Origin of the sequence: Pseudomonas sp. PDM15, assembly GCF_014851565.1 — a bacterium.
Lineage (GTDB): Bacteria > Pseudomonadota > Gammaproteobacteria > Pseudomonadales > Pseudomonadaceae > Aquipseudomonas.
Genome location: NZ_JACVAA010000008.1, coordinates 182,941 through 201,532 on the forward strand (window position 1 = coordinate 182,941; position 18,592 = coordinate 201,532).

16 protein-coding genes are annotated in these 18,592 nt (G+C 63.0%); 5 read left to right on the plus strand and 11 right to left on the minus strand.

Going from position 1 to position 18,592, the window contains the following annotated elements; genetic code table 11:
• The first annotated feature begins 113 nt into the window (after positions 1 to 113).
• Positions 114 to 875 (plus strand): transporter substrate-binding domain-containing protein, encoded by a 762-nt coding sequence (locus IB232_RS20990; RefSeq protein ID WP_192400492.1) that lies wholly within the window; start codon positions 114 to 116, stop codon positions 873 to 875.
• A gap of 73 nt (positions 876 to 948) precedes the next feature.
• A complete protein-coding gene (locus tag IB232_RS20995) occupies positions 949 to 2,211 on the plus strand; it encodes a cyanophycinase (protein WP_192400493.1) in 1,263 nt (420 codons plus the stop codon).
• Positions 2,212 to 2,506: 295 nt separating this feature from the next.
• Here the strand turns inward: IB232_RS20995 and IB232_RS21000 are convergent, their stop codons facing one another.
• The gene (locus tag IB232_RS21000; RefSeq protein ID WP_192400494.1) at positions 2,507 to 3,124 is read right to left on the minus strand and encodes a TetR family transcriptional regulator; all 618 of its coding nucleotides are present in this window, start codon (positions 3,122 to 3,124) and stop codon (positions 2,507 to 2,509) included.
• A gap of 218 nt (positions 3,125 to 3,342) precedes the next feature.
• On the opposite strand from IB232_RS21000, the gene IB232_RS21005 reads away from it, so the two are divergent.
• The gene (locus tag IB232_RS21005) at positions 3,343 to 4,083 is read left to right on the plus strand and encodes a fumarylacetoacetate hydrolase family protein (RefSeq protein ID WP_318652299.1); all 741 of its coding nucleotides are present in this window, start codon (positions 3,343 to 3,345) and stop codon (positions 4,081 to 4,083) included.
• Positions 4,084 to 4,119: 36 nt separating this feature from the next.
• Here IB232_RS21005 and IB232_RS21010 read toward each other — a convergent pair whose 3' ends face one another.
• From IB232_RS21010 to IB232_RS21050, 9 genes are all read right to left on the minus strand, one after another.
• The gene (locus IB232_RS21010; RefSeq protein WP_192400496.1) at positions 4,120 to 5,031 is read right to left on the minus strand and encodes an alpha/beta hydrolase; all 912 of its coding nucleotides are present in this window, start codon (positions 5,029 to 5,031) and stop codon (positions 4,120 to 4,122) included.
• 179 nt (positions 5,032 to 5,210) lie between these two features.
• Positions 5,211 to 6,578 carry a DUF1329 domain-containing protein gene (locus tag IB232_RS21015; RefSeq protein WP_192400497.1) on the minus strand — a complete coding sequence of 456 codons (1,368 nt, stop codon included), beginning with the start codon at positions 6,576 to 6,578 and terminating at the stop codon, positions 5,211 to 5,213.
• Positions 6,579 to 6,591: 13 nt separating this feature from the next.
• Positions 6,592 to 8,283, minus strand: a complete 1,692-nt coding sequence (locus IB232_RS21020) for a DUF1302 domain-containing protein (protein ID WP_192400498.1) — start codon at positions 8,281 to 8,283, stop codon at positions 6,592 to 6,594.
• A gap of 113 nt (positions 8,284 to 8,396) precedes the next feature.
• The gene (locus IB232_RS21025; protein ID WP_192400499.1) at positions 8,397 to 10,349 is read right to left on the minus strand and encodes an acyl-CoA synthetase; all 1,953 of its coding nucleotides are present in this window, start codon (positions 10,347 to 10,349) and stop codon (positions 8,397 to 8,399) included.
• Complete coding sequence (locus tag IB232_RS21030) at positions 10,349 to 11,305, minus strand: fumarylacetoacetate hydrolase family protein (protein WP_192400500.1); 957 nt, start codon at positions 11,303 to 11,305, stop codon at positions 10,349 to 10,351. Before IB232_RS21030 ends, IB232_RS21025 begins: the two co-directional genes overlap by 1 nt.
• Before the next feature lie 152 nt (positions 11,306 to 11,457).
• Positions 11,458 to 12,549, minus strand: a complete 1,092-nt coding sequence (locus IB232_RS21035; RefSeq protein ID WP_192400501.1) for a VOC family protein — start codon at positions 12,547 to 12,549, stop codon at positions 11,458 to 11,460.
• 79 nt (positions 12,550 to 12,628) lie between these two features.
• Entirely contained in the window at positions 12,629 to 13,243 is a 615-nt protein-coding gene (locus IB232_RS21040) for a TetR/AcrR family transcriptional regulator (protein ID WP_192400502.1), read from the minus strand.
• 305 nt (positions 13,244 to 13,548) lie between these two features.
• Positions 13,549 to 14,181: a TetR/AcrR family transcriptional regulator gene (locus IB232_RS21045; protein ID WP_192400503.1), complete on the minus strand. Its 633-nt coding sequence runs from the start codon at positions 14,179 to 14,181 to the stop codon at positions 13,549 to 13,551.
• A 65-nt stretch (positions 14,182 to 14,246) separates the two neighbouring features.
• The gene (locus IB232_RS21050) at positions 14,247 to 15,842 is read right to left on the minus strand and encodes a bifunctional 3-(3-hydroxy-phenyl)propionate/3-hydroxycinnamic acid hydroxylase (RefSeq protein WP_192400504.1); all 1,596 of its coding nucleotides are present in this window, start codon (positions 15,840 to 15,842) and stop codon (positions 14,247 to 14,249) included.
• A 139-nt stretch (positions 15,843 to 15,981) separates the two neighbouring features.
• On the opposite strand from IB232_RS21050, the gene IB232_RS21055 reads away from it, so the two are divergent.
• Both IB232_RS21055 and IB232_RS21060 read left to right on the plus strand, forming a co-directional pair.
• A complete protein-coding gene (locus tag IB232_RS21055) occupies positions 15,982 to 16,956 on the plus strand; it encodes a phytanoyl-CoA dioxygenase family protein (protein WP_192400505.1) in 975 nt (324 codons plus the stop codon).
• Positions 16,957 to 16,966: 10 nt separating this feature from the next.
• Positions 16,967 to 17,902: an SDR family oxidoreductase gene (locus tag IB232_RS21060; protein WP_192400506.1), complete on the plus strand. Its 936-nt coding sequence runs from the start codon at positions 16,967 to 16,969 to the stop codon at positions 17,900 to 17,902.
• A 73-nt stretch (positions 17,903 to 17,975) separates the two neighbouring features.
• Here the strand turns inward: IB232_RS21060 and IB232_RS21065 are convergent, their stop codons facing one another.
• Positions 17,976 to 18,524 carry a GNAT family N-acetyltransferase gene (locus tag IB232_RS21065; protein WP_192400507.1) on the minus strand — a complete coding sequence of 183 codons (549 nt, stop codon included), beginning with the start codon at positions 18,522 to 18,524 and terminating at the stop codon, positions 17,976 to 17,978.
• Positions 18,525 to 18,592 lie beyond the last annotated feature (68 nt).

The window sequence follows — 18,592 nt, forward strand, 5'->3', positions numbered from 1 at the left end:
CTGGCCTCCGTACCTCATGCGCGGAGGCCGGCTGCTTTGATTCAAGGTCTGCTCGATTGCTCCTTTGGCCTTGAGGCGCCTGCCCGGCGCCTTTTTTTCTCGCGGAGTGAGACATGCGATTTGCCTGCCTGCTGCTTGGCATGTTCATTACGCTTTCGGCCCAGGCCGAGACGCTGCGCATCGCCATGGAAGGACAGTTTCCACCCTTCGAGGAGCTCGACCAGAACGGTCGCCTCAAGGGCTTCAACGTCGACATCGCCAACGCCTTGTGCGTGCAGATGCGCACCCGTTGCGAGCTGCAGCGCTTCGCCTGGGACGATCTGATCCCGGCACTGCAGGAGCGCCGTACGGACCTGATCCTGGCGTCGATGTCGATCACCGAGGAACGCCTGGCGCAGGTGGACTTCACCCAGCGCTACGCGCATACCCCGGCCTTTTTCTTCGCCCGCGAGGGCACTGTCAACGAGGTGATCATCACCCCGCGGCGCCTGACCGGAAAACGCATCGGCGTGCAGCGCGAGACCACCTATGACCGCTTCCTCGCCGCCCGCTATGAGAAGCACCTGCCAATCGTGCGCTTCGCCAGTGCCGCAGAAACCTATCAGGCCCTGCAGCGCGGCGAGGTGGACCTGGTGCTCGACGACGCGGTGTCCGGCTACTTCGGCTTCCTCCAGTCCGAGCGCGGCAAAGGCTTCGAGCGGGTCGGCAACGCCGTGCAGGCCCCCAAGTTTTTCGGCAAGGGCCAGGGCATCGCCGTGCGCAAGGGCGATGAGGCCCTGCGCGCACGCCTGGACCAGGCCCTGGTGGCGATTCTCGACAACGGCGTCTACCGCCGCATCGAGCGCCAGTACTTCCAACGCTTCAGCGTTTATTGATTTCCCGTTCCGCAGTACCCGTTGCACAACACCCACAAAAAGCTGCAGCTGATGCAGCCACGGAGAACTGAAGATGAGACTGAGCAAACTGTGTCGCCATGCCGTTCTGCTGATTGCCCTGATTCCCGGCCTGGGGCATGCCGCCGGTGCGTTACTGCTGGTGGGAGGCGGCCTCAAGGATGACAACGCGGCCATCTACCAGCGCTTTATCCAGTTGGCCGGCGGCAGTGGCGTGGCCAAGATCGGCGTGATCACCGCCGCCTCCATTCCGGAAAGCCAGGATCCGGATGCCGGCACTGCCAATGCAGCCAACTCCAAGGCCAACGGCGCCTACTACGCCAACCTGCTGAAGACCTATGGCGCCGTGAAGGCCGAGTGGATACCCATCGACCTGGACAACATCGCCAACAGCAGCAACCCAACCGTGGTCAGCCAGATCAATGGCATGACCGGCTTCTTCTTCGGCGGTGGCGACCAGTCGCGTCTGGTGCAGACCCTGCAGAACGCCAGCCGTGGCGACACCCCGGCGCTGGCGGCGATCCGCGCCAAGTACAACGCCGGCGCCGTGCTGGCCGGCACCAGTGCCGGTACCGCGATCATGGTCGATGGCCCCATGGTCACCGGCGGCGAAAGCTACGAGGCGCTGCGCTACGGCCCTTACACCACGCCGTCCGGTGATGATCTGTCCTATGACCCGCAAGGCGGTTTCGGCTTCTTCAACTACGGTCTGCTGGACACCCACTTCAGCGAGCGTGGTCGCCAGGGCCGTATCGTGCGCCTGGCCGACTACACCGGCGTGCCGTTCGCTTTTGGCGTGGACGAGAACACCGGCCTGCTGGTGCAGAACAACGCCAGCCTCGGCCAGATGGAAATGGAAGTGATCGGCACCGGCGGCGTGTTCGTCTTCGACCTGCGCAATGCCGAGCTGGGCAGTGGCAGCAGCTGGGCGCTGTATGACGTGCTGGCCAGCTACCTGACCAGCGGCGACAAGTACCGCCCGCAGAACGGCCAGTTCGTGATCGCCAGCGGCAAGACCAGCCTGCGCGGCCGCGAGCAATACAGCAGCGCGATGACCGCCACCGGCGACATCTTCAGCAGCCCGAACAACAGCGGTGCCAATGGCAGGCGCAAGCCGCGCGAGTTCGTGATCGTCAGCGCCGATCTGTTCAACAGCCGTTCCGCCAGCACCCTGGGGCGCACCTATGAAACCAATCCGCGCTATCGCGTCAACTTGGTCAAGAGCACCCAGTTCGACAGCCACGGTTACAAGGGCACCGTGGGCGGGCAGAGCATGACCTCCTACCTGCGCTTGCTGGTGGACATGATTCCCAACTAGCCAACCTGAAAGGACGGGCCCGGCGCGGCGGGCTGTTACCCGCACCCAAGCGCCGCGGCCGCAGCCTGTTGCATCGACGCCGCAACGACACGCTGCGCTGTGTATCCGAGAACCTGCACGGCGACGCCTGGTCGGTCGCGAAGGTTTGGCCGTCGATGCCAGCTGATCAAGCGGATGCCAATCGGCAGCGTGGCTTGCCAGTAGCGAGAACAACCCAGACCAGCCGGGCCGCGATCATTCAAGAAGCGAGTTTTCTTCTGCGTCAGGATCAACGGCTCAATGGAAGGGGACAAAGCTATTTTGCTCCGTTGCTACGCGCTATCACTCCAGCCATGGCGGAGCTGAATGCTTCATGCGCGTTGTCGAGCAGTACCTGGCGCTGCTCGGGTTGCTGCAGGTAGTCCAGGCACAGCCAGGCCGTATTGCGGATCAGCAGATCAACTGCGCTGCGCAGAATCTCCGGCTTTGCCGCTCGCAGCTCGGGTAGCTGCTGCAGGTCTTCGCACATGTCCGTTGCCAGGTCGGCAAGGGATTGGCGCACCACATCGCGCAAGGGCCCGGCGGGGCCGTGCAGCTCTCGCAGCGACACCATGAAGATGTCCGCATTCTGACGTGCCACGTCGAAGAGCCAGCCAACCACTATCCCCGAGAACGGTGCTCCAGGCTGCACGCTGGCCCGCGCGTCGCGCACGCCTTGCCTGATCTGGGCTGCGAAGTCTTCGGCCATCACCCTCATCATCGACTCCATGTCGTCGAAGTGGCGATAGAAGGTGTTGTGGTTCAAGCCGGCCTCGCGTGCGACCTCGCGCAGGACGAGGGTGTGCGGGCTGCCCTGTAGCACGGACAGCTTGGCCGCGGCGGCCAGTAACAACCGTTTGCCCTCGGGCAGAATGGATGCCGATGCCTTGCGCATGGAGTGCTCCGTTGACGTTAAGTATCCAGATGGCTACCTTGTAGCCAGTTGGATATTAAAACGAACAACAATGAGGCTTGTCCATGAAGGTTCGACGCATCTGCGACGCAGACGCCCCCCAAGGGTCGCGGCTTGAAATTGTGGCGGGAGCTCCCGAGGCAGTGATTCCTCAATGGCTGCGAGAGCTCGCTCCAGCAGCTCCAGGCGAAGGAGGGGCAGTGCTGCCTTTCCAGCCGCGCTCGTTCCGTGACTGCATGCTGTTCGAGCAGCACTGGATCCAGGCGTCACGTGGATTCGCAAGGCGCTTCATGCCTGCGACCTTCAGAATCACCCAGCTTTATGAGCACCTGAGCCAATCACCTTTTCCGGCGTTTCGCCCTCCGGCGCTCTGGAAGCGCCAGCCGATCTATTACTTCAGCAATCACCTGACGATCGTTCCTGGTGACACGCCCGTGAAGTATCCGAGCCACACCCAGGCATTCGATTACGAACTCGAGCTTGGCATCGTGCTGGCAAAGCCGCTGTTCAACGCCACGCCCGATGAGGCCCTGGATGCCATTGGCGGTTTCGTCGTCCTGAATGACTTTTCCGCACGGGATATTCAGCGCGCGGAGATGCGTTCCGGCTTTGGCCCGCAGAAGTGCAAACACTTCCTGTCCTCCATGTCGCAGACCCTGACAACCGCGGAAGAGGTGCTTCCGCGGATAGGCTCACTTACCGCGACCGTGCACCTGAACGGCGAGCTGGTTTCGGAAACCTCCACCGCAGACATGCGCTATTCGCTGGGAGATCTGCTGGCATTCCTGTCCAGTTCCGAGCCGCTCTATCCCGGGGAACTGATCGGCACCGGCACGCTGCCCGGTGGGTGCGGAATCGAGAATGGCCGCTTGCTGGAGAGGGGCGACACTCTGCAGTTGTCCATCGAGGGCGCTGGCGAGCTGGCGCACAGGATCCTTTGATGCGATCTGCGTGTGCCAGCTGCTGCCTCTACTGGTCTACGACGCATCGCGCCTAAGCGCAGCGTTTATGTACTGGCCAATCCGGCTTATGGCGTCTCGCGACTCCGGCATCCAGTCGCAGAACGCCTGCCAGACGTGCCACATGCCCGGCCATTCCTCGAGCCTGACTTTGACTCCGACCTTGGTCGCCTGATTGGCGAGATCTACAGAGTCACTCAGCAGTACTTCGTCAGATCCGACTTGAATGTAGAGGTCCGGAAGCCCGCGAAGGTCTGCGAACCGGGGCGAGACTTCCGGATGGTTCAGCGGGATCTGGCGCGCATAGGCCAGTGCTGCCTGTTGCAGGCGATCGGCTGTGGGGAAGAAGGGGTCCTTGTGGCTTAGCCGTTCGAACGACTTACCGCTGCATGTCAGATCGGTCCAGGGACTCAGTGCCACAAGGGCTCGGGGAAGAGGCTGACCGCTGTTCCGGATGCGCAGCGCTGTCGCCAGCGATAGCCCACCGCCAGCCGAGTCTCCGGCGATGACGATACGGTCGGGTTGCAGCCCCAGCTCGCTCTGCAGCCATGCGAAAGCGGCAACGGCATCGTCCAGCGCAGCAGGGAACGGATGTTCGGGTGCCAGTCGATAGTCGAGAAGCAGCACGCGAACCTGGCTCGCCCTGGCGATGTGGCTCGCCAGAGCCCTGTGCGACCTCAGGGAGCCCGAGACATATGCACCGCCGTGCAGGTACAGCACTGCGGCATCCGCAACAGCTCGTTCGGGGACCAGCCACTGCGCATCACGCTCACCGACTTTCACGGCACTCTGCGATACACCACTGGCGTTCTTGAACAGCCTGACCTGGCGATCCATGAGCGTGCGGCATTGCGAAAAGGGGAGGTGGGAGGTTTTACGAATCTCACGCTTGAGAAGCACCTTGAGCAGATGGCTACGAATACTCGGCATGGCCATGGCCTCGTCTGATGGTGTAGCGCAACTTGATTGGCGAGCGGGCTGAGTCGCCAGCTTTCGTAGGCTACGAGGTCAAAAAAAGGCCGCCCCCGAAGGAGCGGCAAAAGTTCTCGGCGATCAACGGGAGTAGGATCGTCGGTCCCGAGTGGAAACAACTGATGGCGGCGTGCTTGTCAGCGAACACCGGCGTTGCGCAAAGCGGTTGGGGTGTACTCGGCTGACGAGACCTTGAAGCCGAATTCGAGAGGGTCCTTTTCCTCATTGCGCATCCCCGAGACGATGTATCGGCCGTTGATGAGGTCGTACAGCGCCTCCACGCCCAGCATGGGGATCTGCTTGTCATAGAGAGGCGTCATGAAGCCTTCGGCAACTCGCCACAGGGTGCCGCGTGCGTCGTAATGGTCGAGCAGGACTATCTGCCAGCTGTCCTCGTCGATATATGCGACCCGCTTGGCGTAGATGTGCCGGGCGTCTGCCTTGAGCGTTCCTTCAACCTTCCACACCCGATGGAGCTCGTAGCGTGGAAGGTCGGCGTTGATATGGCCGGGCTTCACGATGTCGGAGTACTTCAGCTCGGCTGATTCGAGCTGGTAGTTGTTGTAGGGAATGTAGAGCTCCTGCTTGCCCAGCAGCTTCCACTCATAGCGATCCAGTGCCCCGTTGAACATGTCGAGGTTGTCCGAGGTGCGCTGGCCTTCCGAGGCCGGGAAGGGGCCGTCATAGGAAATCTGCGGGGCGCGGCGCACGCGGCGTTGGCCCGAGTTGTAGATCCAGGCCTTGCGCGGTTCCTTGACCTGGTCGAGGGTCTCGTGGACCAGCACCACGTCACCCGCCAGGCGTGCGGGAGCGGTGATCAGCTCCCGGTAATAGAACAGCACGTTGCCCGGGTCCGCCGGGTTGAAGTCGTTCAACTGGTCCCGGTACGCGAACTGCTGCTTGAAGTGAACAGCTGTATAAGTGCCGCTCGCCGTGGGTGTGGCTTGCACATAGCTTCTGCGGGCGCTACCCCCGCGGTAGCGGGTGAGGTGATTCCACATCACCTCGATGGCGCTCTGGGGAATCGGGAAGGGTATGGCTGTCTCGAAGTCCTTCAGGCCGTCCCCGTTCGAGATCAGCGTGGTACTGAGCGCATTGCGCGCCGCGGCTTTTTGCACTTGCTCGGGCACCGTTACGCTGCGATGGGTGGGAAAGACCCGCAGGCGATAGCTCTGGGGATAGCGCTTGAACATGGCGCGCTGCCCCTCGCTGAGCTTGTCGGCGTACTGCTCCTGGTTCTCGGCAGTAATGGTGAATAGCGGTTGCTCATCGGCGAATGGATTGGCCGGCCTTCCGCTTGCGGAGTCGACGCTGGCCGCTGCCTTGTCGAGGCCGCCTGTCCAGGCGGGGATGCTGCCATCGGCATTGCCGGCTTTCTCGGCGCCAATCGGGGTCAGCGTATCGCCGAGTTTGGCCGCCTCACTGGCAGGCACGGCGGCCTGGGCCGTGCAGTGAATGGCGAGGGAAAGAGAGGTAGTCGCAAGGATCAGGGATTTTATTTTCATTGTGATCACTCGTTCAGAAGGCAACGCCGAAGCTCAGGGCGACGAAGTCACGATCGATGTTGGTGTTGTAGTCACCGCCGAAGAAGTCGGTGTAGGAGAGGTTGGCGCTGTAGGTGCTGAGGACGCTGGCATCGATGCCCAGGCTGATGGCCTTGGAGCCTTCGTTGAAGCCGGGCTCGGTGCCATAGCCGCCGACATCGTGGGACCAGGCGAGGCTGGGGCGCAGGTCCACACCGGGAATCAGGTTGCTGTACTCCCAGATGGCGCGCACGCGGTAGCCCCAGGAGGTGCTGGTGGCGAATCCGTCGTCCGTGCAGTTGTTCGGTGTCGAGGCGTTGGTCAGCCCCCTGCACTGGCTGTTGTCTGGATATAGCTCTCCTTGGCCGAACGCAGTGGCGCGGCCATATCTCAGGTCGCCTTGGCCCTCCGGGCCGCCGATATGCACCACACCGACCTCGCCGACCAGCGTCAGGCGATCGGCCCCCATCACCTGATCGAAGAAGTGGGTAGCGGTCATCTGCGCCTGAGTCACTTCCTTGCGCCGATAGCCGGTAATGTCCATGCCACTGCCGAACTGCACCGCGCCGGAAGAAAGCACCGGTGAGAGCGCAGGGACACCAGCCGTGGCGAGTACGAGATCTACGGGGCTGATCTGAACCGGCATGTTCGGCCGGTAGCTGATCTCGCCGGCGAGCGTTGTGCCGGTCGGCAGCATGGTGCTGGCGCTCAGTCCGTAGAGCCGGATGTCTTCGGGGTATTCGACAAAGTACTTGGTGCTGCCCAGGTCACCGACCGTGGTCGCACCGACGGTACTGAAGTAAGCCATGCGGCTGTGATAGTTGATGAAGTAGGCGGCGAATTCGCTGTCCAGTTCGGGCGCGAACCAGCGCAGGGCGGCACCCCACTGGCCTTCATCGCGTGCATCGCGATCACCTATCCGAGGGATCTCGGCGCCCGATGGGGCGTAGAGCCCCGAACACCCGTCAGCCAGAGCGTCGGTTGGCGAGAAGAAGGTGCCGCAGTTGTCGATGACGGTCTGATCCCATTCCAGCTGGTAGAAGCCCTCGACGGAAACCTCCTCGGTCAGGTTCTGCGAGAGGTACAGCATGTTGACGGGGATCAGTCCTTCCTTGATCTCGGCGCCGGGCCTGCGGAAGGCCGATGCATCGACCGGGTTGATGGTGTTGATGCCGCCCTGGATGAAGGTGCTTTCGCCCCAGCTCACCACCTGTTTGCCCACACGCGTCGTGCCGGGCAGATCGCCGATCAGGTAGTTGTGGTAGACGAAGGCATCCAGTAGCTGCGCCCCCGAGGAGCGTGCCGCTTCCTTGCGGTTGTGCTCGTCGATGTCGCTGAAGAGCCGGCTTTCGTCCTTGAGCTCGAAGTCGTACCAGTACTTGCCCCTGAGGAACACGCCGGTCTCGCCGTATTTCAGCTCCAGGTCGTGGATGCCCTTGAACACCTTGGAGAAGGTTTCGCCCTTCTTGAAGTTGCGCCGGCCGTCATCCGAGGCCGGGTCGTGCAGGAGATCCGGGTCGGGGTTGCGCAATGCCCAGCTGGCGCCGATGGCGAGGTTGGAGTCGAGCTGACCTTCGACCTCGCCAATCTGGAAGGTCACGGCCGACGCGGCGGTGCTGGTGAGCGTGGCAACGGTGATGGCGGTGGCGAGCTGAGCCAGCCGCCATGGCGGTTGTATGCGAGTCATGGAGTTCACTACCTCTTGTTATTGTTGTGGCGAAGTCGTTCTGGCCGTTTTTCGGGCACAGCCGGGCCCATTGGCCGTGGCAGAGCGACGGCCATCGGTGTCTACGAGCTAGATCAGCTGGTCAGCTGGGCAGAGGGTGGTGGGGCAATGGATGACCTCCCGGACTTGCTGTGCCATTCGATGGGGAAGCTGTAACGGCCCAGCGCCTGGGCCAGTGCCGCTTGTTCGGGCGCGACGGATATCTGGGCGACCAGGCCGCGTTTGGCGTCCTGAACCACCTCGACGCCGAGCTCGGAAATGCCGAGTGCCTCGGCCTCGTGGCGAATGACCAGGGCGATCTCGCGTTGCTGCAGGGCGGGTTTGAAAATCTTCCCGACCGGTGTGACTGGCAGGGTGTCGAGAATTTCGATGCGTTTGGGAACCGCCGCGCGCTCAGGGATCTTGGCGCTGGCGAAAGCCATCAGCTCGGCGCTGCTGGTGCTCTGCCCGGCAGCGAGCTGAACGTAGGCAACGGGTACTTCCCCCGCATGGGCATCGGGGCTGCCGACGGCGGCCACCAGCGCGACGGCAGCGTGCGCCTGCAGGGCCTCCTCGATCTGTTTGGGATCGATGTTGTGGCCACCACGGATGATCAGCTCCTTCTTGCGGCCCGTCAGCCAGAAATAGCCTTCGGCATCCTGGCGGCCCAGATCACCGGTATTGAGCCAGCGCCGGTGCTCGATCTCGATCCAGACCCCCTTGTTGTGGTTGCTGTCCAAATAACCGGCGAACACGTTCGGGCCATGGATGGCAATGACGCCGACCTCATCCACGGCGGCATCGCGCAGGTAGCTCCCCGCGTCGTCGAGTATCACCGCGCGCATGTCCTGGTAGGCCAGGCGCAGGCCGATGGAGCCGACGCGTCGTTCGCCTTCCGGCGGGTTGCTGGAGGAGACGCAGGCACCTTCAGTCAGCCCATAGCCTTCGAGAATGCGCACCCCGACGCGACGTTCGAACTCGCGGAACAGTTCGACGGGCATGGGTGCCGCGCCACACAGCGCGTACTGCAGGCTGGAGAGATCGAAGCCGTTTACCGGATGCTGCAGCAGCGCAGAGTAGACGGTCGGCACACCGGAGAAGGAGGTGATCCGGAAGTGCTGAACCATGCCCCAGAAATTGGCGATGACCCCTTCGCCACGGTAACCCTGGGGCGTGCCGATGATCACCCGGTCACCATGGGTCCAGGGCATGAGTCCGGTCACCAGCTGACCGTTGACATGGAACAGGGGCAGGCCACAGAAGATCACCTGGCCGGAAGCTCTCGGCTGGGTGGCGGCATCCATGGACCAGGCATTGAATACCTCCGAGCCGTGGGTGCGGATGGCGATCTTCGGCAGGCCGGTGGTACCTCCCGTGCAGAAGTACGATGAATGCTCATCGGAGCGAATCTGCCTGCCGCTTTTGAGGCGGTCCTGGGGCTGCCGGCGCATCAGGGCGCGCAGGTTGTGAATGCGCCGTCCCGGGTGGCGTGATTTCTCCCGTGCAGCCATCCAGCGCAAGGCGAGTCCGGGCAGCACGCCCACATAGGGCGTCATGCCCACCCATACGATGTCCTGCACGCAGGGCAGGCGTTCCAGCTCGCTGGAGAGCTTGTCCCACAGGTCCGCTCCCGGAGTGGGGGCCAGCGTCACCACTACCTTGGCGCCGGCCGCGCGAAGCAGGTCGCCGATCTGCGAGGCTTCCAGCATGGGGTTGACCGCCATGACGATGCCGGCAGCTTCACCTCCCCAGATGGTGAAGTGGGTTTCCGGCAGGTTTGGCAGCAGGAAGGCGATCACATCCTTGGGGCCGATGCCCAGGTCATGGAACGCGTTGGCCGCCCGGGTGATATCCGCGAACAGCTCTGCATAGCTCCACTCATGGGTGTTCGGATAGTCCTTGCTGTGCAGGAAGAAACTCAGCGCTGGCGCGTTGGCATACTCCGCGGCGCAGCGCCGCAAGGCTTCGTAGGTGCTCGAGGCCAGGCCCCGTTGCGCCAGGGGCGGGGTTTCGAGGACGTGAATATCGTGCAGGGAACGAACGGCCATCAGGCTTGCTCCACCACGACATTGCGCTGTACGCCGAGGTCGATGGCGCCATCGGCGCTGCGGATGGACGCTTCCACCACGTCGCCTACCTTCAGGTAGTGGCTGCTGCGGCCCTCCTGGGCTTTCATGAACACCTTCCATTTCACCGACTCTGGCAGCAGGGCGCCGATGCGCTGCTTGGCAGGCGACGGGATGGTCAGGGCGCAGCCCGCCGGCGTGCCGGTGGCGATGAGGTCGCCGGCGGCAAAGTCATGCACGCCGGAGAGCTCGGTGAGGGTTTCCGCGGGCCCATACACCAGGTTGGCGGTATTGTCGTTCTGGCGCGTCTGCTGGTTGACGGTCAAGTGCAGCTGCAGGCGCTTGAGATAGCCCATGTCCTTGGCTTCCAGCAGGCACAGATGGGGCCCGACCGGGCCGAAGGTGCGGAAGCTCTTGCCCTTGTAGAACTGCATCTGCGGAATCTGGATATCCCGCGCCGAGTAGTCGTTGACGATCACCAATCCGGCCACGAACTCGTGCAGGTTGGCGTCCGTGACCTGCACCTGGTCCGTGATTTCGCGCTTGAGCACCAGGCCGAGCTCGATCTCGTAATCCAGGAAGCGCACCACGCGCGGTTTGATCAGCGGGCTGTTCGCCGGGACGATGCAGCTGGAGGCCTTGGTGAAGATCATGTTGAAGTTCTTCGCGTCGGGGTCCATCCCCGACTCGATCATGTGCTGCCGGTAGTTGGCGCCCTGACACACGAACTGCTGGTTCTGCGTCACCGGCGACAGCAGGGTGACGGCATCCAGGCTCAGCTCATCACCGCGCAGCTCGGCCAGCTCGCTGATGCGGGTCTGCCGTATCAGCTCGCCGGTAGTGGCGAACTCTCCGGGGATGATCGATATGCGGTCCTGGCGGATGACGCCCCACTGGACCTGGTTCTGGTGTTCAAAGCGGACTACATGAACGGGCATGACGATGGCTCCCGAAGAGGAGGGTGGTGGCACGGAGGCTGGGTGTTGTTGTTCTGTAAAACTGCTCGTCGAAGTCGGCAGCAAGGCTCCGCCTGCCAGGGTCAACCCGGCCTTGAGCGTTGCGCGGCGACTCCAGATCTTCATGGCGCGGGCTATCCGAAAAGCCGTGCCAGCATCACCAGCTTTCGCCAGGTCAGGTCGGGGCTGCGCCGCAGGTTGCGCAGCAGCAGCCGCAGATTGGTGAGGTTGAGTACCGGCTTGGTGAAACTCTTCGGCATGCGTTGGCCCCACTGGGCCATGGCTTCGGGGCTTACGCTGTGCAGTCCGGTGGGGCGCTCGCTGGTGAACAGATCGCCGTCGCAGTAGTGCTCGTGCTTGTCGCCCCAGGGGTCCTGCCAGTAGTCGAAGATCTGGCTACCGAGAATGTGCCGGCCGATACCCCAGGCGTGCTTCCAGCCACGTTCCTGCAGGATGCGCTGGCCGACTCCGACGGCATCGGCATCCACCACTTCGTAGGCGCTGTGGCTGTAGGTCGCCATGAATCCCTGGGCCATGGCCAGCGTGTGGTGGTCGGCCGGCTCGTTGCCCAGATCCAGGCGCATGAAGGCGACGGCGGGCGAGCCGTCGGGCAGTACCTGGACATCGCTGGGGATCAGGCCGAAGTGCCGGGTGTACCAGGCGCACGTGGCCTGGAAGTCGGCCACTTCCAGCACCACGTGACCCAGCCGGATCACTTCCGGTGGAGTGATGGGAGGGCGCTGAGTGCCGTTGATACGGGCATGGCTGTCGACCTGGTTGAGCGGCAGTGCGGGCCGATGTGGAATGACTTCGGCAGGAGCCTGACCGAACACCACCTCGACGACGAACCCGGAGGGGTCGGTCAGGCATACCTTTTCGCCGCCACCCGGGGCCTGATTGGGCTGGATGGCAGAGGCGCCCGGCAGGCGCGCGATGGTTTCCAGATCCGCCCGGCAGGCGAGGGCGAGACCGAGGCCAACGAAGCGTGTCTTCTCGGCACGACGGACCTGGTAGCAGTAGGCGGCGCTGCCAGTGCCGCGCATATAGAGATTGTCGGCATCGCGGCGGGCCACGCGCAGGCCGAAGTCGACGAGAAAACGCTCGGCCAGATCCAGGTCCGGGCGCTCGAAGATCAGGTGGGCAAGTGCCGTGGCCTTCACCGTGGGCTGGGGATGCCTGGCGGGCTGAGGCGTCACCAGCGGGGGTTGCATGCTTGGTATTGTCATTGTTGTTCTCCGCACTTTTTTCAGGCAAGGCTTCGCCTTCGACCTCGAATGACGGGGTCGCTAGAAACCGGATAAACAGTCAGTCCACAGCGGGTAGGGGCGGCAGATCGAGCCTGGCCAACCGCAACGCCTCCTCGGCGGGAACACCCAGAGCGCGAAGCAGCAGCTCAACGGCTTCGGTGCCCGCGTCGCGCCAGGTTCTTATTCCCTCGCGCACCATGAAAATCGCCCCAAGCGTGGCGCCGGCAATCAGCGAGATCACACTGGCCAACGTCTCCTGACGAATCTGGTAGCGACCGGTCTTCATCCCCTGGAGCAGGTCGATGGTGGCCTGGCTGTAGAGCATCTCGCGCATCGAGGCGTCGCTCAGCGCAAAGCGGTTGAGGAACGCTCCCCAGTGGGGCTCGTCGTGGGCTCGCCGGATGAACAGGCGTACGCCCTTGGAGAGGCGCTCGGCCGGGTCCTCGACACCGGCAAAGCTGAGCGCGATGCGCTGATGCATCTCGCTACTCAGTTGGCTGGCCACCTGCTCGAAGAGTTGCTCCATCGTCTCCACGTTGTTGTAGATGGTGCCGCGCGCCACTCCCGCCTCCTCGGCAAGGTCACTGATATTCAGCTGCATGACCCCCCTCTCGGCAAAGAGGCGCAGGGCTGCCTGGTGAATACGGCGCTGAGCTTGATTGAGACGGGTCAACGGAATACCTCCAGATTCGACATGAGTTAATTGAACAGTAATGTTCAAATCTGGTCAATTGATTTTGTTTTTATCTGATGATGAGCATTTTGACGGCGCTCAAGCATGCGCAGGCGTATGCGGGGTGCGAGTGCAAGGCGGGCGGCGCGATTGCCAAGGTTTGCAGGCAGCAATGCCCCAAAGGCTGCAGGGCCTGTCCAGGTCTGGACGAGCAAAATGACAGTCGCTGCAAACAGCTTGCTCTACTGAGCCTGCGGTGAGGGCGCGCCAACTGGCGCAAAGAGGAGTGTGCTCGGTCGCTTTGCTCAGCCTGGCAGCGGCTGGTGGGCAAGCTTGCGCGCGCGGGCAGGGGTGGCGCCGAGAGCCTTTAGCACCATCTCCGCGACCTGGCTGTCGTGTTCCTGGATGCCGCGCCCCTCTATGACGGCGCGCATCCCGCCAACCACGCAGGACACCACCAGATCCCGAGCAATATTTTCGTCGAGGTAGGAAAAGACGCCTTCCTCCGCACCAGCACGCAGATCGACCAGCACGTAGTTGGCAATCTTCGAGCGAATCGCCTGATCGAAATGCACCACGCGAATGACCGCGCTGGCCCAGGTCGGATCTGCCGCCGCGCGGCGAATGAACATGCGCACGCCAATCGCCAGGCGAAGGGCGCCACTGTTCACGCCGATGCTGAGGGCCGAAATAGTCTCGGAGAATTTGTCGGCCAGCGCGATGCCGACCGCCTCGATGACTTCGTCGCGGGTGCGGAAATAGTTGTAGATGGTGCCGCTGGCCACCTCCGCCTCGCTGGCTACCTCCAGCAAGGCGACCTCGCCGACTTCCTTGCGCGCCAGCAGGCGCAGCGCGGCCTCGATCAGGCTCTGACGCGTGCGCTCGCGCTTTTTATGGCCGCGGGTCAGAGGGGCGTCGGGTTGGGCTGTGTTGCTCATTGGGCCACTCGCTGGAGGAAGTAGGCCCGATGATAGTGGAAGCGTCCGCATTGGGGCAGGCCGACTCAATAGCCGAGCAGCGCCAGGCTTTCCCGGATCAGCTTGCCGGCCTGGGCGTGCGAACCTTCATGCATGACGATGCGATCGGGGCGCACCACGGCGAGTGAGCCTGCCGGTGCCTTGCCGAGCAGGGCGTGGTTGAGATCCTCGATAAAGGGGGTAGTGGCAGCGGCACGGCTCTTCTGCCCCTGCAGCCCGACCTGCAGGTAGCGGCCGCCGCAACCCTCCCAGCAGCGGCGAATTTCCTCGTCCAGTTGGGCGCAAGGGTCGACGCCGAAGCCGACCAGGGTCAGGTTGTCACCGAGGCTGTCGTCGCTGAGGCTGATGCTGCCATCCTGCGTACGTACCAGCCCTTGCGGGAACAGCCCACCACGACGCAGCCGGCGACCACGGACTACTGGCATGAACAGGCCATGCTTGAAGTTGTTCTTTGGCTTGATCTCCAGTTCCTCGAACAGGGATCTCAGGTAAGGGACCAACCGCAGCGACCGCATCAGCCCGTGCCCCAGAAAAGCCAAGGGAGCGTTCTTGGGCATCACCATGCTGCCCATCAGTTTCGCCAGTGCGATCATTTCGCGGGCGTGAGGGCGGCGCTCCTGGTCGTAGCTGTCGAGAATCTTCGAGCTGGCGCGGCCATTCACGACCCAGGCGAGTTTCCAGGCCAGGTTGGCGGCATCGCGCAGGCCGGCCACCAGCCCCTGGCCGACGAAGGGCGGGGTAATGTGCGCCGCGTCGCCGATGAGGAACACCCGGCCGCTCTGGAAGCGCTCGCAGCAACGCGCGTGGAATCGATAGACCGCCTTGCGCTCGATCTTCAGCTGGTCCGCGGCTATCCAGGGCTGCAGCAGCGTGGCGATGTGTTCATCGTTCTCCATCTGCTCCCGGGTTTCGCCGGCCCGAAGCATGAATTCCCAACGCTCTCGTCCGCCCGGTGCCGGCATGTGCGGGGTAGGGCGGCGGTGATCGCAGATGAACTCCACGTGGTCGATGGCCTGTTGTTCGCGCTCGGCGGCATCGACGATCAGCCAGTCCTCGCTATAGCTGGTGCCCTGGAAGTCCTGGCCGATCAGGCTGCGCACTTTCGAGCTGGCGCCATCGGCGCCTACCAGGTAGTGCGAACGGACCTGCTGCTGGCTGCCATCTTCACCACGCAGGATGGCCAGTACGCCGGTGTCATCCTGGATCAGGTCCACCAGCTCGAAGCCACCCAGGTGCTGAACAGTGGAGAAGCGACGGGACTGGGCGCGCATCGAGTGTTCCAGGTCCGGTTGATAGAAGGTCACCAACTTCGGGTGGCCGTCCAGACTGCCGCTGGTATTGGCGCGACCGAACTGGCCAACCATCGGGCAGTGCATGCGGACCTCGGGTATGACGATCTTGTCGAACGCGTCCTCGGCCAGCCCCGCCAGCTGGAGGATGCGCAGCGCCTCGTTGTCGAGGGCGATCGCGCGGGGCATCAGCAACACCTCATGAACTTTGTCCACCGCCAGGGCATGGACGCCGTAGCGGCCGAGCAGGGCGGCCAGCGTGGCGCCAACCGGGCCGTAACCGATGATCAGTATGTCCACTGTCGCAGGCAGCGTGGTGTTGTCGTTGTGCATGTCGGTCTCTTGTCGTTATTGAGGGTGCGGTTCGTTTGTGGCAGATTATTCAAAATTGAGTAATCTCTCAATATTGAGTTTGCCACGATTTCCCTATTCCAATAACAAGCCGAGCACGCTGTGCCGAGGGAGTTTAACCATGTCCTATCCCGCATACCCCGTACGAGTTCTGACCGCCGAGGAGATCCAGCGCTACCGCGACGATGGCGTGGTGATGATCAAGGGGGCGATTGACCCGAACTGGATGGCGATGATCGAAAGCGGCCTGGAGGCGGCGCGGAGCAATGCATCCATGGTGGGGCGATTCATGTCGCGCAAGGTGGAGGGCTACCAGATGGATATCTTCCTCTGGAAGCGCATCGATGTGCTGCGCGACCTGATCTACTACGGCCCCTTTGCCCGCTGGGCCCAGCAGTTGATGGGCTCCCAGGAGGTCCGCTTCTTCTACGACCAGATGTTCGTCAAGGAGCCCGGTACGGATGCCCCCACGCCATGGCATCAGGACCTCAGCTTCTGGCCGATTCGTGGCGAGCAAATCTGCTCGTTCTGGATTCCCTGCGATCCGGTCAACCGGGAGAACAGCGGGCTGTTGTACGTGAAGGGCTCGCACAAGTGGCCGCAGCGCTTCAAGGCGATCTCGCCGGATTACGTGGCGGCGATCATCGATGACAAGATGGATGACGTTCCGGACATCAATGCCCATCCCGAGCGCTATGAGCTGCTCGACTGGGACATGGAGCCGGGCGACATCCTGATGTTCCACCCGCTGACGCTGCACGGCTCCTACGGCAATCAGTCGAGAACCCGCCGCCGGCGTGCCCTGGCCTTGCGCTGGACAGGCGACGACGTTGTCTATGCGCCTTCAGCCAAGCGCATGCCCATTCATTTCGAGCACGCCTCGCTGCCCGGAGGCGCGCTGCGTGGCGCGGCATTCCCCCGTATTCTGCCGACGATGGACCCTGTGGAGCGGGCAGTTCGCGCAACGCCCGAGCGGCCAAAGTTTTCCAGCCTGCTGCGATCGTCTCTCGATAACGCCATCGCCGCGGCACGGTTGTCGCTGGGAAGGGGGAAAAGGCAGTCGCTTCAGCAGACCTGGTCACGCCCCGATGCCTGAGGAAAAGATCATGGCCAGTTGGAAAGCTTCTGACATTCCCTTCCAGGGCGGCCGAACGGCCGTGGTGACCGGAACCGGTGGTATCGGCTTCCAGGTGTCACTGGCGCTGGCCCGGGCCGGTGCCCAGGTCATTGTCGCGGGGCGAAATCCCTTGAAAGGCGCTGCAGCCGTCGAGCAGATTCGCCGGGAGGTTCCGGCCGCAGACGTTCGTTTCGAGGCGGTCAACCTGGCGTGTCTGGAGTCGATCGAGGCCCTGGGCGAGCGCTTGCGCTACTCGCTGGACAGTCTGGAACTGCTGGTCAATAACGCAGCGGTCATGACGCCGCCAATGCGCCGGGAAACCTCCGATGGCTTTGAGTTGCAGCTCGGTACCAACTACCTGGGGCACTTCGCTCTGACAGCTCGGCTCCTGCCCTTGCTGCGCAGCGGCGCGAGCCCGCGTGTGGTGAGCCTGTCGAGCGTGGCGGCGCGAAGCGGTGCCATCGACTTTGACAACCTGCAGTCGGAGCGCGACTACAAACCAATGGTGGCTTACAGCCAATCCAAACTGGCCTGCCTCATGTTCGCGCTCGAGCTGCAGCGTCGCAGCAATGCGGGGGGTTGGGGCATCCAGAGCATCGCCTCCCACCCGGGCATCGCACGTACCGAACTGATAGTCAACGGCATGGGGGCCCGCAGCGTACCGGGGATGCTCCGCCGCTATTTGTGGTTCCTGTTCCAGCCCGCGGCGCAGGGAGCGCTGCCCACTCTGTTCGCCGCCACGGCGCCCTATGCCCTGCGCGGCGGTTACTACGGTCCGAATGGGCTCAGCGAAACTCGCGGTTTTCCAACCCCGGCTTTCATTCCACCAAGAGCGCTGAATACGGCTGATGCTGCGAGGCTCTGGGCGGAATCGGAACGGCTTGTCGAGCTGGCTTATCCCGCGCATGTTCCTGAGCCAGCGTGACCCCAGATTATGCCGGGAGGACGGGTCTACGACAGCCTGCTATCGGCCAGAACATTGGTCGCCACCAGCGCCACTACTGACTCGAACAGGGCCTTGTCATCGTCGTGTACGAGAAAGCGTGCCCATCGATCTTGAACATGTGCGGCACTTCACCCACCCGAACGAATCCGGCCTGTTCGTAGAGGGCGAGAGCGGCCTGGTTGTTGCTGAGTACCTGTAGATCAAGCCATTCCAGCTCCGAGGATGCAGCCCAAACCCGCGCATGTTCGATCAGGGCTGCTCCCAGGCCTTGGCGTCGGAGGTCGCGGTGGACTCCCATGCCGAGCAGGCAGCGATGTGCCGCATAGCGCTCGGCGTGGCCTCGGAGATCTATGTGCCCGAGGATCTGCTGCTCCGCTCCCCGTGCGACCCATGCCCGACGCCAGCCCGGCTCGCCCACCGCAATCTCCAGCCCGGCACGGAATGCAACTTTCCGTTCCTCAGGGAAGGAGGCAGCGCTGCGGGAGAGCGGCTGGAAATATCCAACATCCGGCGAGCCGTTCTCGCGCAGATGGTCATCGAGATAGGTGATGAATTCATCGAAATCGACAGGTGACAATGCTTCTATCGAATGTGCCTGCATGAGTGAGCCGCTCCTTGGTCAAGTTGCCTCAGGCTCTATCGGCTGATTGCGGCGATCAAGAGGTTTCT

What these genes read in the sequence shown, in the direction of transcription:
- IB232_RS21015 (WP_192400497.1), bottom strand. Translation starts at nt 6,578, where the DNA reads ATGAAAATAAAATCCCTGATCCTTGCGACTACCTCTCTTTCCCTCGCC.
- IB232_RS21025 (WP_192400499.1), bottom strand. Translation starts at nt 10,349, where the DNA reads ATGGCCGTTCGTTCCCTGCACGATATTCACGTCCTCGAAACCCCGCCC.
- IB232_RS21000 (WP_192400494.1), bottom strand. Translation starts at nt 3,124, where the DNA reads ATGCGCAAGGCATCGGCATCCATTCTGCCCGAGGGCAAACGGTTGTTA.
- IB232_RS21065 (WP_192400507.1), bottom strand. Translation starts at nt 18,524, where the DNA reads ATGCAGGCACATTCGATAGAAGCATTGTCACCTGTCGATTTCGATGAA.
- IB232_RS21045 (WP_192400503.1), bottom strand. Translation starts at nt 14,181, where the DNA reads ATGAGCAACACAGCCCAACCCGACGCCCCTCTGACCCGCGGCCATAAA.
- IB232_RS20990 (WP_192400492.1), top strand. Translation starts at nt 114, where the DNA reads ATGCGATTTGCCTGCCTGCTGCTTGGCATGTTCATTACGCTTTCGGCC.
- IB232_RS21010 (WP_192400496.1), bottom strand. Translation starts at nt 5,031, where the DNA reads ATGCCGAGTATTCGTAGCCATCTGCTCAAGGTGCTTCTCAAGCGTGAG.
- IB232_RS21020 (WP_192400498.1), bottom strand. Translation starts at nt 8,283, where the DNA reads ATGACTCGCATACAACCGCCATGGCGGCTGGCTCAGCTCGCCACCGCC.
- IB232_RS21060 (WP_192400506.1), top strand. Translation starts at nt 16,967, where the DNA reads ATGGCCAGTTGGAAAGCTTCTGACATTCCCTTCCAGGGCGGCCGAACG.
- IB232_RS21050 (WP_192400504.1), bottom strand. Translation starts at nt 15,842, where the DNA reads ATGCACAACGACAACACCACGCTGCCTGCGACAGTGGACATACTGATC.
- IB232_RS21035 (WP_192400501.1), bottom strand. Translation starts at nt 12,549, where the DNA reads ATGACAATACCAAGCATGCAACCCCCGCTGGTGACGCCTCAGCCCGCC.
- IB232_RS21055 (WP_192400505.1), top strand. Translation starts at nt 15,982, where the DNA reads ATGTCCTATCCCGCATACCCCGTACGAGTTCTGACCGCCGAGGAGATC.
- IB232_RS20995 (WP_192400493.1), top strand. Translation starts at nt 949, where the DNA reads ATGAGACTGAGCAAACTGTGTCGCCATGCCGTTCTGCTGATTGCCCTG.
- IB232_RS21030 (WP_192400500.1), bottom strand. Translation starts at nt 11,305, where the DNA reads ATGCCCGTTCATGTAGTCCGCTTTGAACACCAGAACCAGGTCCAGTGG.